Annotated in this window: 10 protein-coding genes and 1 pseudogene; 8 read left to right on the forward strand and 3 right to left on the reverse strand. The window is 40.4% G+C overall.

Annotated features, from left to right (window positions below):
* Window positions 1-29: 29 nt before the first annotated feature.
* A complete protein-coding gene (locus tag ACOWPH_RS21890) occupies window positions 30-254 on the forward strand; it encodes a hypothetical protein (protein ID WP_042465517.1) in 225 nt (74 codons plus the stop codon).
* A 69-nt stretch (window positions 255-323) separates the two neighbouring features.
* Here the strand turns inward: ACOWPH_RS21890 and tig are convergent, their stop codons facing one another.
* Complete coding sequence (tig, locus tag ACOWPH_RS21895) at window positions 324-1727, reverse strand: trigger factor (RefSeq protein ID WP_015217497.1); 1404 nt, start codon at window positions 1725-1727, stop codon at window positions 324-326.
* A gap of 859 nt (window positions 1728-2586) precedes the next feature.
* Here tig and ACOWPH_RS21900 point away from each other — a divergent pair.
* The 3 genes and pseudogenes from ACOWPH_RS21900 (at window position 2587) to ACOWPH_RS21910 (ending at window position 6638) form a co-directional block, all read left to right on the forward strand.
* On the forward strand, window positions 2587-3624 hold the full coding sequence (locus ACOWPH_RS21900; protein WP_015217498.1) for an aspartate-semialdehyde dehydrogenase: 1038 nt from the start codon (window positions 2587-2589) through the stop codon (window positions 3622-3624).
* 60 nt (window positions 3625-3684) lie between these two features.
* Window positions 3685-4569, forward strand: a complete 885-nt coding sequence (dapA, locus tag ACOWPH_RS21905) for a 4-hydroxy-tetrahydrodipicolinate synthase (RefSeq protein ID WP_015217499.1) — start codon at window positions 3685-3687, stop codon at window positions 4567-4569.
* A gap of 304 nt (window positions 4570-4873) precedes the next feature.
* Window positions 4874-6638: pseudogene (locus ACOWPH_RS21910) on the forward strand (ribonuclease J).
* Window positions 6639-6903: 265 nt separating this feature from the next.
* On the opposite strand, the gene ACOWPH_RS21915 reads toward ACOWPH_RS21910, so the two are convergent.
* Both ACOWPH_RS21915 and ACOWPH_RS21920 read right to left on the reverse strand, forming a co-directional pair.
* On the reverse strand, window positions 6904-9276 hold the full coding sequence (locus ACOWPH_RS21915; RefSeq protein ID WP_015217501.1) for a dynamin family protein: 2373 nt from the start codon (window positions 9274-9276) through the stop codon (window positions 6904-6906).
* Between the two features lie 200 nt (window positions 9277-9476).
* A complete protein-coding gene (locus ACOWPH_RS21920; RefSeq protein WP_015217502.1) occupies window positions 9477-10667 on the reverse strand; it encodes an anion transporter in 1191 nt (396 codons plus the stop codon).
* 347 nt (window positions 10668-11014) lie between these two features.
* On the opposite strand from ACOWPH_RS21920, the gene ACOWPH_RS21925 reads away from it, so the two are divergent.
* The 4 genes from ACOWPH_RS21925 (at window position 11015) to ACOWPH_RS21940 (ending at window position 17207) form a co-directional block, all read left to right on the forward strand.
* Window positions 11015-11395, forward strand: a complete 381-nt coding sequence (locus ACOWPH_RS21925) for a Mo-dependent nitrogenase C-terminal domain-containing protein (RefSeq protein ID WP_015217503.1) — start codon at window positions 11015-11017, stop codon at window positions 11393-11395.
* Between the two features lie 647 nt (window positions 11396-12042).
* On the forward strand, window positions 12043-14679 hold the full coding sequence (locus ACOWPH_RS21930; protein ID WP_015217504.1) for an endonuclease MutS2: 2637 nt from the start codon (window positions 12043-12045) through the stop codon (window positions 14677-14679).
* Between the two features lie 273 nt (window positions 14680-14952).
* Window positions 14953-15561, forward strand: a complete 609-nt coding sequence (locus tag ACOWPH_RS21935; protein WP_015217505.1) for a DUF3038 domain-containing protein — start codon at window positions 14953-14955, stop codon at window positions 15559-15561.
* A gap of 59 nt (window positions 15562-15620) precedes the next feature.
* The gene (locus ACOWPH_RS21940; protein WP_015217506.1) at window positions 15621-17207 is read left to right on the forward strand and encodes a DUF4335 domain-containing protein; all 1587 of its coding nucleotides are present in this window, start codon (window positions 15621-15623) and stop codon (window positions 17205-17207) included.
* Window positions 17208-17398: the final 191 nt, after the last annotated feature.

Consider the following 17398-nt stretch of genomic DNA (forward strand, 5'->3'; position numbering starts at 1 on the left):
CAATAAATGGGACAGAGTTTGCAGCCGTTATGGCTGATTTTTCAGGAATTGAATTTTTATTTGAGCTATGTCTTAACCATTATGCCTTATATAGATTCTTATCGTTGAAGTCAGGATACTGGGGACTGGGGACTGGGGACTGGGGACTGGGGACTGGGGACTGGGGACTGGGGACTGGGGACTGGGGACTGGGGACTGGGGACTGGGGACTGGGGACTGAGGACTGGGGACTGAGGGCTGGGGATTACATTTAAATATATTTCCCCCTGCTCCCTGCTTCTTATTCCTGTCACCTGTCACCTGTCACCTGTCACCTTCTTCCTCTACTCAGGGCTGGCTGTTGCTTCTTCTGTGACTGCCTCTGTACTCTGAGCTTCTGCTGCTGGTTCTTCTGTAGGACTCAAAGAACCTTGGGGTACTAGTTCTACAGATGAATTTGCTACAAGCCAATCAAGAATTTTTTCGGTTAGCAGTTCGTTTTCGACGACTGATTGCAGCCTGTTTTGGTCTATGTCTTCGTCAGCGTACTGTTCTAACAGTTCTTTGACTCTGGCTGCAACTTCTTCGGCTGTAACTTTGATGGATTCGCGTTTACCAATTTCTTGTATGGACAAGGAACGTTTGAGACGCTCAATTGCCTCTGGTTGCGATCGCTCCCGTAATTGGGGAATGATATCCTGGGTAAACAGCTTTTTCACATCTAGCCCTTGCTGTGACAGCTTCATGGCTGTCTGTGCCAACATGGCATCAATTTCTTGATCAATCAAGGTTGCTGGTAAGTCAACTTCTACGTGCTTGAGCAATTCCGCTAATAAAGCTTCTTGTTGATTTACTTTGGTTTGATTTTGAGCTTCTGTTTGATAACGTTCTTCTAAAGATGCCCGCAATTGCTCCAAAGTCTCAAATTCACTCACTTCTTGAGCAAAGTCGTCATTTAATTCCGGTAGCTCTTTTTCCTTAATTTCTTTGAGCGTTACCGTGAAAATTGCAGGTTTACCAGCTAAATCTTCATTAGCATAAGGGTCTGGAAACTGAGCCGGAATCTCTCTAGTTTCTCCAGGGTTCATGCCCACCATACCGGAAACAAAGCCGGGGATAAACTTATCTTCTTGTAACTCGACTTTAAAATCAGTTGCTTCCCCTCCAGGAATTGGTGTCGGTTCTGCTGATTCGTCTTCAGCTTTGGTAATCACACCTTTAAAATCAACTACAGCAATATCACCAATTTGGGCTGCTCGTCCTTCTACCGGAATCAAGGTGGCCATTTCTTGGCGTTCTTTGTCGAGAACATCATCGACCCGTGTAGGATCGTACTTGATTTCTTCGGCTTTGGCTGCCAACCCAGTGTATTGAGCCAGATTGATTTCTGGTTCTACATCAACAGCAGCAGAAATAGTCAGAGGTTGCCCAGGTTCATAACTCTTAATCAAATCGTCAAAAGTTGAGAGCAATCGCGGTTGACCAATTGCTGAGATGGCTTCTTGTTTGACTGCTTCCTCGATCCCATCAGGAATTAGTTCTTCTAGGGCTGCTGCTTTAATGCGAGTTACGCCTAGACGCTGTAGTAATATTTGCCGGGGTACTTTTCCTTTGCGAAACCCAGGAATGTTTACAGTACCACTTAAGTTTCTAATGACTTGTTCGTATTTTTGTTTGGTAATTTCTGGCGTAATCTCTATTTCCAGTCCAATTTGGCTTTTATCAAGTTTTTCCTGGGTAACTTTCATGCTTTGTCTCTGTTTTTTTGTATTTTCATCTCCCGAGTACACACAAGAAGCGTATCGGTCGCGTTATTAACTTGATGTCTCACTGCGGGGATTTATTTTATGTCTTGTAGGCATAACCAAATCCTGGGTGGTAAATTTTGCCCTTCAGCAGATATCCAGTTTACTGCCAATAGCATAGGACTTAACACTTTCTTGCAATTTTTTTACTGATAGCATCTCCAGATTCCGATTGATAAGCACTGAGCATTTATACAGCGCTTAATACTCTAAATCCTGCTTAATTCTCTGCTGTTGGCGTTTTTTGCTCAAAAATTAGAGATTGAATGGGGAATGGTACTCAGATTGCTCGCACTGTGATATCCTTTCAACAATGGTAGCTTTAGTGCTAATGTTTGTCCCATTGATTTTGTCAAACTTTGTGTAAAAGAGCGCTAACATATCATAATATATAGCTCAGTTTGCAGTACTGAATTGTAACCATCTGGATTATAGTATATTTTTTCTACCTAATCTTACGGTACTCCATGAGCAACTTTTAATTTAAGTCCAAATTTCAATTTATTCATTTTCAACAGTTTACTATACAATAGTGTATGATTGTTTAATTAAAATTAATGAAGATTTATCAAAGATAGTAATCTCATTGTTAAGCTAAAAAAGTCCTTATGAAGATATATAAAAAAATTGAATTAGGTTAAAAAATTAAGAGATTTTAACATATCATATGCAACACAGAACAGCAAAATATCTTAAATTGAAGTATCAAGTTTTATTTAATTTTTGAACATCGTCATTACGAAGTATTGACACTAAGTTTTACAAGAAAATTTCTAGTAACCTCTTAAAGGAGGAATTAAGTTTGTCTAAATCCTATCGTGTAGCTATTTTGGGTGCGACTGGTGCCGTAGGCACAGAGTTGCTGGAATTACTAGAGAATCGAGATTTCCCCATTGCCGATTTAAAATTATTGGCATCAGAAAGGAGTGTAGGGAAGACGCTTAAATTTAAAGGAGAAAATATTCTCATTGAGCCAGTGAGCGATCGCTCTTTTGAAAACATAGATATAGTCTTGGCTAGTGCCGGAGGGGGAACATCCAAAACCTGGGCTGGGATAGCAGTGGCTAAAGGCGCAGTAGTCATAGATAACTCCAGCGCTTTTAGAATGAACCCCGAAGTTCCCTTGATAGTACCAGAGGTAAATCCCCAAGCCGCAGCTCACCATAAAGGCATTATCGCCAATCCCAACTGCACAACAATTTTAATGGCATTGGCAGTATGGCCACTACACAAAATAAAACCAGTAAAAAGGATTGTTGCTGCTACCTACCAATCAGCTAGCGGTGCTGGTGCCAAAGCAATGGAAGAAGTCAAAACCCAAACCAGTGCTATATTACAAGGACAACTACCAGTTGCTCAAGTGCTGCCTTATCCATTGGCATTTAATTTATTTCCCCACAATTCCCCAATGACCGATTTAGGATATTGTGAGGAAGAGATGAAAATGGTCAACGAAACCCGCAAAATTTTTGGCAGTCAAGAAATCAGAATTACTGCCACCTGTGTACGGGTTCCCGTACTTCGCGCCCATTCAGAAGCAATTAACTTAGAGTTTGAAACACCCTTTAATCCAGATGAGGCTAGAGAAATTTTGAGTCATGCTCCGGGTGTAAAATTGGTAGAAGATTGGCAAGCAAATCATTTTCCCATGCCCATGGAAGCCAGTGGTCAGGATGAAGTTTTAGTAGGTAGAATTCGTCAAGATATTTCTCATCCTTGTGGCTTGGAACTCTGGCTATGTGGCGACCAAATTCGTAAAGGCGCAGCACTTAATGCAGTGCAAATTGCCGAGTTATTAGTAGAAAAAAATCTCCTAAAATTGGCAACAGCTTACGCTTAAATGTAGTCATTGGTCATTAGTCATTGCTAATCAAACGGACAAATTAGGAGTGAAAACAGGGTGGGAGATTTCGGCAAAATTTTAACTGCTATGATTACGCCGTTTAAAGCAGATGGCAGCGTCAACTACGATGTTGCCTCAAAACTAGCGGCACATCTAGTTAATAATGGCACAGATACATTAGTAGTGTGTGGAACAACAGGAGAATCTCCCACCTTAACTTGGGACGAAGAATACCAGTTGTTTGTGGAAGTGTTGCAAACTGTATCAGGGAAAGCCAAAGTAATTGCTGGGTGTGGTTCTAATTCCACTACCGAAGCGATCGCAGCAACCCAAAAAGCCGCTAAAATAGGAGTGCATGGTTCTTTACAAGTTGTTCCTTATTACAACAAACCGCCTCAAGCGGGCTTATATCAACACTTTCAGGCAATAGCGCAAGCCTGTCCTGACCTACCAATGTTGTTGTATAACGTTCCTGGTCGTACTGGTCAAAATCTAAGTCCAGAAACAGTAGTTCGCTTGGCGGAAATTGAAAATATAGTAGGAATTAAAGAAGCCAGCGGGAACTTAGACCAGGCTAGTGAAATTCGCCGCTTGACACCAAAAGAATTTCAGATTTACGCTGGAGATGATTCTTTGACATTGCCCTTATTAGCAATAGGAGCAAAGGGAGTTGTCAGTGTAGCTTCACATATTGTAGGTAATCAACTACAACAGATGATTGAATCCTTTAATATGGGGAAAATTCAAATTGCTACAGATATTCATCTACAACTCTTCCCGTTGTTTAAAGCTTTATTTTTAACTACAAATCCCATTCCTGTTAAGCACGCGCTGAAACTTCAAGGGTGGGAAGTTGGTTCAATTCGTCTACCTCTATGGGAAGCTGACACAGAAATCTATCAAAAGTTAGAGGTGGTGCTAAACAAACTTAGTTTAATCTAAGCGCCAATAAATTAGAAACTAGCCCAATGCTAGTTGCCAGAGATATCTATAAATAATTGGCCATAATTGCTACCAATTTGCAATTTAAATATCTGTGCTAAAACTGAGTGATATAAGAATCCTTCTATAGGAGACGCTGTACGAACAGTGTAAATTCCCTTTTATTTATTCAAGTAAAAAATTGGATATCTGAAACTAAAAATTGGCTGCTTTTACACTGATCTGAATAGACATTTAATGTTGTCTTTCATACAAAAGTGCTAACTATCAACTGATTAACAACAAACACAATCTCAAGGAGAAAATGGTTAAGAACGAAGCTGAATACGCCCTAAAAATTATTCCTTTAGGTGGCCTGCACGAAATTGGGAAAAATACCTGTGTTTTTGAGTACCAAGATGAAATTATCCTCTTAGATGCAGGGTTGGCTTTTCCGACACGGGGAATGCACGGTGTTAATATTGTATTGCCTGATACAACTTACCTGCGGGAAAATCGCCACAAAATCAAAGGCATGATTGTTACCCATGGTCATGAAGACCATATCGGTGGTATCGCTTTTCACCTCAAGCAATTTGATATCCCGGTGATTTATGGCCCTAGACTAGCGATGGCAATGCTAGAGGGTAAATTGGAAGAAGCGGGAGTACGCGATCGCACAGAATTAAGAACAGTCCTTCCCCGCGATGTAGTCCGCATCGGTGAATCCTTTTTTGTTGAATATATCCGCAACACTCACTCTATCGCTGATAGTTTTACTGTTGCTATTCACACGCCAATTGGTATAGTTATCCATACGGGCGACTTTAAAATTGACCACACCCCTGTTGATGGCGAAAAGTTTGACCTGCAACGTTTAGCAGAACATGGTGAAAAAGGCGTACTTTGCTTATTAAGTGATTCCACTAACGCCGAAGTACCAGGATTTACACCATCAGAACGTTCTGTTTTTCCCAATCTTGACCGGGTATTTTCTCAAGCCACTGGGCGCTTATTTGTCACCACCTTTGCCTCCAGCGTGCATCGCATCAACATGATTTTGCAACTGGCTAGGAAACACAACCGTGTAGTCACCGTTGTAGGGCGTTCGATGCTGAATTTGATTGCCCATGCCCGGAATTTAGGTTATATCAAGTGCGAAGATAATCTCTTCCAACCCTTACATACTGTCCGTGGTATGCCAGATGAAAATTGTGTTGGTTCTGACGACTGGTTCTCAGGGTGAAACAATGGCAGCCATGACCAGAATTGCTAATAAAGAACACCCCCACATCAAAATCAGGGAAGGAGATACGGTAGTTTTCTCAGCTAACCCGATTCCCGGTAATACAATTGCGGTGGTTAACACCATCGACAAATTGATGATTCAGGGGGCAAAAGTAGTCTATGGACGGGATAAAGGTATTCACGTTTCTGGACACGGTTGCCAAGAAGAACAAAAGCTGATGATTGCTTTAACCCGTCCTAAGTTCTTTGTGCCTTTCCACGGTGAACATCGGATGTTAGTGAAACACGCAGAAACTGCCCAAAGTATGGGCATCCCCTCTGAAAATATGATTATTATTGAGAATGGGGATGTGATAGAACTAACAGAAGAATCTATCCGTGTGGCAGGTAAAGTGCCATCAGGAATTGAATTAGTGGATACTACTAGTTCGGGAATGGTTAGCTCTAAAGTGTTGGAAGAACGTCAACGGATGGCTTCTGAAGGGCTTGTAACTATTGCTGCTGCTATTGATTGGACTGGTAAGCTATTGGCAAAACCAGAAATTCATATGCAGGGTGTGGTAACAAGTATAGAGCGATCGCTCTTGCTAAAATGGGTACAACAACGCATTGAAGAAATACTTCGCGTCCGCTGGTCAGAATTTGTAACTGGAAGCGAAGCAAATGATATAGATTGGGGCGGTTTGCAAGGAACTTTAGAAAAAGAATTGCAGCGTTCTATTCGTAGAGAGTTGCAATGTCAACCAACTCTGACTTTGTTGATGCAAATTCCTGATGAACCAGCTGTGAAGGTTGCTGACGGTAGAAGACGACGCACTCGTTCTACTGCTGTGGCTTCTTAAGAATTATTTCACGCAAAGGCGCAAAGGCGCAAAGGTGTTTTTTAGCATCTTTGCGTTTTTGTCTTGAGAGTTAATAAAACAGATAATTACTCTTTTAGCAAGCCCTACTTATTGAACGAACCACGAAGACGCGAAGTACGCGAAGGAAGAAGAGAAGAAGATCGTTAGCAGTAGGTTGGGTTGACGTAAGAAAACCCAACATTATTACAGCTTTTGTTGGGTTACATATAATAATTTTGATACAACCCTCACAAATTAATCGAAATTATTCATGACGGTAATAATTTTGTGTTTCTTGTAAAAGGTTATTTGATTTTTCTATTAGTTCATCAACCTCTAACTTATCATCACCTTCTGCAAATGAATCAAGAGCTTGCTTTAATTGTTCTAGCTGTTGTAATGGTAACTCTTGATCTTTAAGTGATTGGGATAGATCATCTCTATAGTTACCTAAGTAAGAATCAAGAGCTTTAAAATATTCCTTAACTTTTTGTTGAAAGTATGCTTCAGTATATGCTTCAGCTTGTTGTTTAATTTCCTCTCCCTTAGCTTCAATTAATTTTATAACTTCCTCAAGATATGGTCTAATTCTAATAATATATTTTGCCTTTTCTTCTTCCTGTTTGTATCCAAAAAAAGCAGCAACAGCTTTTATCCCATCTCGAATAGCTTTTACAATAGGATTTTGTAATATCACATACTTCCACAGAAATTCAAAAATATTGTCAAATAGACTATTCAATAATTTATTAAAATCAAAGTCAAATGGATGATTAGATTGTATTCCTGGTTTATTCACACTTGTATAAACCTCGATGATTTTTATTGGCTCTAAATCAAGACTCACATCAAAGTCTTTTTTTAACTTTTCTCTAGCACTTTCAAGAATAGGTCTAGTTTCACTATCAAGTAAATCAGATAGCTTTTTAATTAGCTTCCCTGTCTCTTCCTCTGTATTTTGGCAAGTTTGATTTATCTGTACTTTAATTATTTGATTTGTATTTTCTGCTAAATTTTTTGCAAATAAATTTGCCTCTTCCACGTTTTCAAACTCATATATACCAGGATTAGGTATTAATAATTTAAAGTAACGGTAGAAATAACTATCTGCATAATCAGGGATATTCTGACTAAGCTCTTGTTTTATATCGAATTTTAATCTATCTATATTTTCTTTTACTTTTTGCCCTAGTTGCTTTTTTATGTCAGACACTTCTCTATTTAAACTATTACGACAATTTTCTAAATTTTTAAGTTCAGTATTGAGAGATTGAATACCTGCCTGAATTTCCTCTGATTTTTTGAAAATTGCACTCCGTCGTAATTTCGTATCTTCACATATCCATAGAAGGTGAAGCATACAAAGATTAAGTGCAGATTCCATACAGCGAGGAGCAACTTGCTCCATGATGGCATTGATTGCCTTTTTTATAAATACTGGAAATCCAGACTCCTGCCAAAACTCATCCGCATCTATCCCTAACTGCTCTTTATTATTTCCATCAATATATTTTTTCCATTTCATACCAAAAGCTTGTTTTGCAAATGCAACTGATGTTTTCATATCAGATGCTTTAACTTCTGTATTTCTTCCCAATTCTTGGATAAAGACAGCAGATAAAAATGCTTGCTTTGCTGAAATTTCAAATACTCTCTCTATGTCACTAGAATCAATTAATTTGAGGTTATTAGCAACAAATTTCTTAACTTCATCTGGTGTAATATCGCCATCACCCCGCTGATCTACCTTATTCACTAGAACATATAAGTTCTTTGTACCCCTGGTTCTGATAACTTTCTGTACTTCTTCTTTAATTTTTTCTGCTGCTTCTGCTCTTAAGGAAGTAAAATCTAAAACCAAAAGTATAAGTTGACTATTTCTTAATTGTCTAGAAACTACAGATTCTAACTTGCTGCTGACTCCTGCTTCATTAGGTCCAGGTGTATCAATAATAATCAAATTTCCTAATTTGTCAGGTTGGTTATTTTGTTGTGACTGCCAAAAAGGAGTTTCAATTTTAGGGATATCACTTTCATCACTCACGTACTTGAGAGGGTCTTCAGGCAGTTCTAAAATGCTGCACAAGCGGATAATATGGTTTAAGTCAGTCAATTTCCTGTTGATGGCTTCACACCCAACAATTTTCTCAGGTACAGGAAAATCTACATAATTGTCGATTCTGCGAAGTAAATCTTCCAAATGTGGATATTCAGCAGTATCATGTAAAACTTTGTCAATTCCTTCTTGATTAATTTTATTATTCAGAGCTTTAAATACTTCTTGAAATGATGAAATGATTCCGGTACTAAGGTGGAGGATAGATTCTGTTGAATCGGCTTGAAATACAATTTCTGTTGGTAGTGTTGTCATTGCTGTAGAACAACTTGGCAGAAGTTCTTGTCCGATAATGGCATTAATTATGGTAGATTTACCAGCATTCATTGGTGCTGTAATAGCCATTCTCAGTTCCAGGTTCTCTACGTTACGGCGTGCCTTATCAACTTCTTGTTGATATTCTTTGTATTTGTTTTCTGAACCATCCTCAAACCAAAGTTGTGTACTAGCATGACTCATTAAATGAGATGCTTCCTCTAAAAGAGCAATCACTTGTTTTTGTAACTCTTGGATATTAGACATGACTTTTAGATAACTTAATTTTGATTTAAAATCCTGTGCTTTATCTTACCTTATTTTTTATAGATTTCATAGGACTTACGTACTGTATAAACCGTACATCATATGTTTTAAGGAAATTAGGTCATTTCAGGCTTTTGGAGATTAATTTCCGAACTAACTAACTTCATCTGTCAACTAACACTCGTTCTGGTATATATCCTTTAATTAACCCACAAATAAACTAAAACTAACGTAGATAATGTCAACGGTACACCAAAGCGCAAATGCTCCCAAAAAGTGAGTTTGTAGCCTAATTCAGCGGCAGCTTCTACGGTAATCAAATTTGCAACTGCACCAAATAAAGTTAAATTACCAGCTAGGGTTGATGATGCTGCCAGCAATAGCCAAGAACGAGTATCATCTTGAGCAATTAGAGGTTGTAGTAGCAATACAGTGGGGACATTAGAAATTAGGTTAGACATAATAGTTGTAATTCCTAATAAACCAAGATCAGACTTAACTACATGAGTAAATGGTTGTAGGAAGTTCAATTTCTGAGTGACTTTCGTTAATATAAAAAGTCCAGAAAACATCACCAATAAATTCCAATCTACTTTTTTGAGAATACGTTGTGCTTTGATTCGTCTAGTAATTAATAATAAACTTGCAGCGACTAAGGCAGATTCTGCTAGAGGTAAGCCAATAGCAAAAGCGATTAATAATCCGGTGGTGATAATTACTGTTTTCTTAAATAAGGGTTTGAAAATTCGTTGATTGTCTATTTTTAAAAGTTGACAAGGTTGATTTGAACGCACATCTGGATAAAGTAGCCAGAGTAATGCTACTTGAATAACTAAGCCAGTTATGGCAATGGGGGTTAATGCTTGTAAAAAGTCTAGATAGCTGATGCCGGAAAATGAGCCTATGAGGATGTTTTGGGGATTACCGCTTAAAGTGGCAACTGAACCTATATTAGTTGCTCCAGCTATCGCTAGTAAATAAGGTATGGGATTCAAACCTAAAGCTTGTGTCAGGCTGAGAGTCAATGGTGTAAAAACTAGCGCCAAGGTGTCATTGAGGAAAAAAGCGGAGAGAACACCACTACCAAAGGTTAAGGCTAGTAGTAAGCCCAAAGGACTGCGGGTAATACTCAATAAGACAGATAGGGTTTTACTGAAAAATCCTGCATAGGATAGATTGGCGTTCACCACCATCATGCTCAACAAAAAAACTATGGTTTTGGCATCAATAGCCAGCCATGCTTCCTGTAAAGTCAGGACACCCAAGGCTATCAAAAAAGCGGAACCGACTAAAGCTATTGTGGCACGGTTCATCCGCAACCCAGGTATGTAACCCAGAGCTAAACCAAGGTAAGTTAGCCCTAATACGCCATAAATGGCAAATTTCAGCATGATCACTGCCTTAAACCCTAGATAAAGAGCATTTATACTTATTGAAATTACGTATAATAATTAGATATATTAAGTTATGTTACGGTTACAGCGAAACCCGTCTAAAGGTAGAGGTCTTCATTAAAATGTGAATTGTGTCAAGTTATCAAAAAGATTGAATGACTGGACTACCCATTTTCGGGAAATTGCGTTTAACTTGACGTAGTAATACATAAGTTCTGACTTTAAGTGGCTACTCACACTTTTTACAAAATTTCCGTCAGAATACTATTCTCCCGGCTACCGTGATTGTCATATTGTATATTCATCAATAAGGTGAATACCCTCATAAAAAGAGAGGCGTAACCATGAATAAAGTATTTGAAAGTACCACGAAAAAGATTTTTTTATCAAGCTGGGTATCGGTTCATCAAGCAGAGATTGATAACGCTAATGTTACCCAGTTACAAGCTTCCCATTCTCAGCCTGATTGGAAATTTATCCGTCCTTTGCGAAATTGGTTAGATGACTTAAAGGTTAGCGATCGCCAAATTGCTCATCGGTTGTGTAAATATATTCCAGCTCAATGTCCTTTTGAACGTGATGTCAAATTGTTTGGTAAAGTCCTGTTTCACATTCCTCCAATGTGTAAACTTAATCCTGTATATGAAGAAGTGGTAGGTCTAAGATTTCGAGCCATGTGCTACCTGGCCGATGAATGCGGCGAAGATATTTCACAGTACTGCTAATTGAGTACCGAGTTAAAAGTAGAGAGTCCAGAGTTGATTACAGTTCCTGTTAACTCTGGACTCTTTACTAATTAAGGGATGCTGTTCGCGGAGCGTGCCGTGAGGCACATAAATTTAAAACCTAGATAAATCAAGAGATTCAGGGGTAAAAAAGTTGAATATAGCAATTCCCAAGCTCATGAAATACACCCCACCCGCGCTGTCGCGCACCCTCCCCTTACCAAGGGGAGGGTTGGGGAGGGGTAATTTTGTATCTAACTAGCTAGAGTGGGAAAGGCTATATACTTCTTTTGTGACTTTCGGAGTCTAACTGCGGTTAAGAAAGATTGTATTTTATTGACATAAATGGCAATACCAATGCTATTAGGGTTGCCATTGTTATCAAGTCTAATGGCAGTATTCTGGTAAAAGGTAGCGATGCCTACAGCGAACTGACAAGAGATCGCACTGTATTCAAAGGATTATGCAGGATATAAGCAAAAATCCAGCCCACGTTACTATTTTTGTAGCAATAATCAAGAGCTAAGAAAGCTCTGGAATGAATATAACTATTTGCCTCACTGACACCAGAAAATTTTTTCTCTTGGAAAATTTAGTCTTCTAGCAGCTAAAATTGTTACGATAATTTCAGATTAGACGTTGAAGCCTTGATCCAATCTGAAACCCTAGAACTATTAGAATGGCAACGCCTTTGCCAGCACCTTTCTACCTTTGCTGCGACCAAGTTAGGGGCAATAGTTGCGCGTAACTTGCCTATCCCGGAAACCCAGATAGAAAGCCAAAAGTTGTTAGCTCAGACTAAAGAAGTCTACCAACTGGAAAGTCATCTTTCCCCTGGTTTGTCTTTTGAGGGCATTCAAGATATTGGTGATTCTCTAGAACGAGCCGAACTACAAGGAATTTTATCAGGTGAGGAACTGTTAGCGATCGCAACTACCCTCTCTGGTACAAGAAATGTACGGCGTGTAATTGATAACCAGGACAATTTACCCATCTTGACTGAGTTAGTTTCCGAATTGCGAACTTACCCAGAATTAGAGCAGGAAATTCACCGCTGTATTGATGAACGCGCTCAAGTTACTGATCGTGCTAGTCAGAAAATGGGAGAAATCCGCATTGATTTGCGGCGGATACGCAGTCAAATTACCCAAAAACTGCAAAACATCATTCAAGCCAAATCGGGGGCAGTTCAGGAGCAACTGATTACTCAAAGGGGCGATCGCTATGTGATCCCAGTCAAAGCACCGCAAAAAGACGCAATTCCCGGTATTGTTCACGACACCTCAACCAGTGGCGCGACTTTATATATCGAACCTCATAGCGTCGTCCCCATGGGGAACCAACTCCGGCAAACTCTCAGAAAAGAACAAACAGAAGCAGAAGCTATTCTCCGCACTTTAACGGAACAAGTAGCCGCAGTTAAGCCCGATTTAGAACGGTTGTTAGCCATTGTCACAACCTTAGATTTGGCAACGGCTAAATCTCGTTATAGTTTCTGGATAGGTGCTAATCCTCCCCGCTTCATTAATCGGGAAGAACAGGAAATTATCACCTTGCGGCAACTACGTCACCCGTTGTTAGTTTGGCAACAGCAGCACGAACAAGGAAACCCCGTTGTTCCCGTTGATTTGCTCATTAGTCCCAATATTCGGGTAGTGACGATTACTGGCCCCAATACAGGCGGGAAAACAGTAACTTTAAAAACCTTGGGATTAGCGGCATTAATGTCCAAGGTGGGTTTATTTGTCCCCGCCCGCGAACCAGTGGAAATGCCTTGGTTTGACAAAGTTTTAGCTGATATTGGGGATGAACAATCTTTACAACAAAGTTTATCCACATTCTCAGGCCATATTCGCCGGATTAGTCGGATTTTAGAAGCATTAGAGGTAGTAGGGGCGAAGCATTCGGAAAATAGCCTTAGCCAAAAACCGATAATTGATCGCCCGAATGCTTCGCCCGTACAGGAGTATTCGGAAAATAGCCTTAGCCAAAAACCGATAATTGATCGCCCGAATGCTTCGCCCGTACAGGAGTATTCGGAAAATAGCCTTAGCCAAAAACCGATAATTGATCGCCCGAATGCTTCGCCCGTACAGGAGTCAGGAGAAAGAAAGAAAGAAGAAGAAGGAATAAAACTACCAATTACCAATTACCAATCCCTCGTCCTACTCGATGAAGTTGGTGCAGGTACAGATCCGGCGGAAGGTAGTGCATTAGCGATCGCTCTTTTGCAATATCTCGCCAATCATGCCCAACTCACAATTGCTACCACCCACTTCGGCGAACTCAAAGCCCTGAAATATGAAGATGAGCGATTTGAAAACGCTTCAGTAGAATTTGACGAAAGTACTCTATCGCCAACTTATCGGCTGTTGTGGGGCATTCCTGGACGCTCTAACGCTTTAGCTATCGCTTTACGCTTAGGGCTAAAACCGGAAGTAGTCGCCGAAGCTAAAACCCAAGTGGGAGAAGCCAGCGATGAAGTCAATCAAGTAATCGCCGGTTTAGAAGCCCAACGCCGTCGTCAAGAAACTAAAGCCGCTGAAGCCCAAGAATTATTACGACAAGCAGAACGTTTATATAAAGAAGTTTCTCAAAAAGCCACCGCTTTAGAAGAGAGAGAAAAAGATTTACGTGCTTCTCAAGAAGTAGCAGTACAACAAGCAATTACCCAAGCTAAAGGGGAAATTGCCCAAGTAATTCGCCGTTTGCAAAAAGGCACACCCACAGCCCAAGATGCCCAGCAAGCAACCAGTGCGTTAAATCAAATTACCCAGAAATACGAACCGGCACCACCACCGAAACCTAAACCTGGGTTTATGCCCAAAGTAGGCGATCGCATTCGTATTCCCAAATTAGGACAAACCGCAGAAGTAATCACCGCCCCTAATGCAGATGGTGAGTTAACTGTCCGTTTTGGCATCATGAAAATGACGGTGCAATTACCAGACGTAGAATCTTTAGATGGGCAAAAACCAGAACCTATTGTCAAAACCAAACCAGCCCCAGCAGTAGTTACCCCACCACCAGCCCCAGCCCCAGTAATTCGCACCTCTAAAAATACGATTGATTTGCGCGGAAAACGGGTATCTGATGGCGAATATATCTTAGACAAAGCCATTTCTGAAGCTGATGGATCTCTGTGGATTATTCATGGGCATGGTACTGGTAAACTGCGGCTAGGTGTTCACTCCTATTTGCAACAGCACCCCAGAATTAGCCACTACGAACCAGCAGAACAAGCAGATGGCGGTAGTGGTGTTACTATTGCTCATATCAAATAAGGAACAGGGAAGAGGCAGGGGAGCAGGGAGCAGGAGGAGAATAATTTATTACTTATCACCAGTTCCCAATTACGAATTACGAATTACGAATTACGAATTACCCAATCCTCATTAACTTCTCATATTAAGAAAAGAAATTTTCAACTAAAGTAAAACAAAGACAACCGCTGTTTACTAAACCGATTCAAAGCTACCTATGGGAAACCAACTTTTATGCTTCAGGGTCTGTTTCAAAATGGGTAACAGCAACAGCCTCCATTCGCCTGATCACCTATGCTAAAAGTTATGCACTCGGTAACCGATTCAGTCACACCAAACTCCCAGTGGGAGGATTTAAACCAGCTGCCAACACCCACAACAGTTGAATGGGACAATATCAAAACCCAGTTAGATTTGGTGCTGTTAGCCCTAGAAACTTTAGCTGGCATTGGTTCTGAGGCTATGCTTTCGGCGGCAATTAATCTCAATTTAGAGTCAAAAGTACCGGACCGCGTAGCTTTATGGCGATTACGCCAATCAAACCCCTTACGTAAAGGTCAAGGAGGTCGAAAAAAGCTAGATGTAGAAGAAGCGCGATCGCTTGTTCTCATTACCTGCTACCTCGCCAAACAGCAGCAAGAATTAATCCGTCGTGCTGTTGGTTTATTAGAACAAATAGCCGCAAAAAACCAGGAACCTCATCAGATAGCTTTACTGGGAGACTATATTGATGCTTTCTGCAACACCTATCAAGAACGGATGGAAGAAGATGACAAAATTAGTACAAAGTTGCTGAAAAACCTAGCGCTAAAATTGCTAGTAGATTTACTTTTTTATAGCGCCCCTCATGGACACCGTCGTTTGTGGTTAACACTCATAGACCGTTCCACAAAACAATTTTAGATTTTAAATTACTCATTCAAAATCCCTAATTCCCCTTTGTCCCCATTGCAATTTTTGCTATGCCTCGCTCAAATTCTGTGATCCGTCGCTACACCCCCCCCACTTGCACACTAGAAATCTTGGCGCAAAGCTCACCTTTATCACGTTGGATGGGGCAAACAGTCCTCAAACAACTACATTTTGAACTGCACTTTGATGATCCAGGGCTACCAGACGAACGCCAAGTACCAATTCAGGGCGATCGCGATCAACTAGAAGCTTTGTGTAATGCAGTCACAAACTACGTTCAAAATCTCCTCCAACAATCAGCAGATAGCTTTTGTCTGACTTTCTTAAAACCGCACCCATCAAACCCCACATCTGATGAACCAGAATTAGATGATTTTGCCCCCACTTCATCCTCGCCTAAGACCGTAAATTCTTTTAACATGGGGATTTTAGAAGCAACAATTTACTTAGAATCAAGCGATAATTTAACTCATAAACTATTTCTCGGTTCCCTGGCCAATCCCACATCTGGCCCCGTAATTCAACTCACTCTATTGCAACTATTTGATTTAGCAACTGCTTTAGAGGAATATTCAACCGATGTCATCGCCCTACCAAATCTAAATAGCGAAAACTCTACTTCTGTTCGCCGTTTGCCTACTTGGACACCTGTCGCCGCCACCTTAGCATTGGCTTTGGGTTTAACTCCCTTAACCTGGCAATATGCCAACAACATCAAGCAGCAGCAAAAACAGGTCGCTAAAACAACAACTTCAGCATCAGAAAAAGTTGCCCTCGAATCCTCACCCTCCTTTGACTTGACCACTCCTCCAGTAGGACTTGCTTCCCCAGGTAATTTACCTTCACCCCCAAGCAATAGTACTTCCATACAGCTACCCAACTTAGACACTACCCCTCCACTTGCTGATACCACTGTAGATCCAAAGCCTTTATCTTTCCCCAATTCAACTGTCCCGTCCACAGCTAACACATCGTCCAACATCCCACTGACCATACCTCAAACAAGAAGGCCAGTCATTCCTGCAAATCTACAAATTCCATTACCAACAACACCCAATCCCCAACAAAACTCTACAGGGGTGACTAACCAAAGTGGTGTTACTCTTAACCCACAGCAAAATTTACCTACTAGAAATAGCAATAATATCTCCACAATTCCTGAATCTGGTGCTACTTTACCTCAAACTTCTCCGCCAATAGCGGCTCAAACTAATCCACAGCAATTAAATAGAAGTACTAATTCTCCAGGCACAATTGCTGCTTTAGAAAATGATGAGAATTTAGTAGCAAAATTGCGAGAAGCAAGAAAAACAACTTTACCTAAAGAGGTGGCAACCTCAGATAGCACATTATTTGATATACCTCAAGTAGCAGAAGCCAGACAATATTTGCAAAAGAATTGGCAGCCACCTGCTGGATTTTCGCAAACACTAGAATACAGCTTGATGTTGGGTGTTGACGGCTCTATTGAACGTATTTTGCCATTAAATCGCTCTGCTAGAGAATACTTTGATAGCACTGGTATACCCGCAATTGGTAAAGCTTTTGTTTCTACTAATAAATCCGGGCAAAATCTCAGACTCAGAGTAGTCTTCAGTCCAGATGGTAAGGTGCAAACATTCCCAGAAACACCATGAGGAGGCAGGAGGCAGAAGGAAAAATTAAATTATTACGAATGATAAAATTTTTATGCCACTTCCCAAACTGGTACAAAATTTGCACCCATATTTACTCGATTTGATGAATTTTTAGCTCTTACTCTTAAGTACAGTTGCGGAAGTGGTCAGTTATTATTGCCACTATTTTGACCACTTTATAGAATTGTGCT

The organism is Anabaena sp. PCC 7938, assembly GCF_049315035.1.
In the GTDB taxonomy this organism is placed as follows: domain Bacteria; phylum Cyanobacteriota; class Cyanobacteriia; order Cyanobacteriales; family Nostocaceae; genus Anabaena; species Anabaena cylindrica.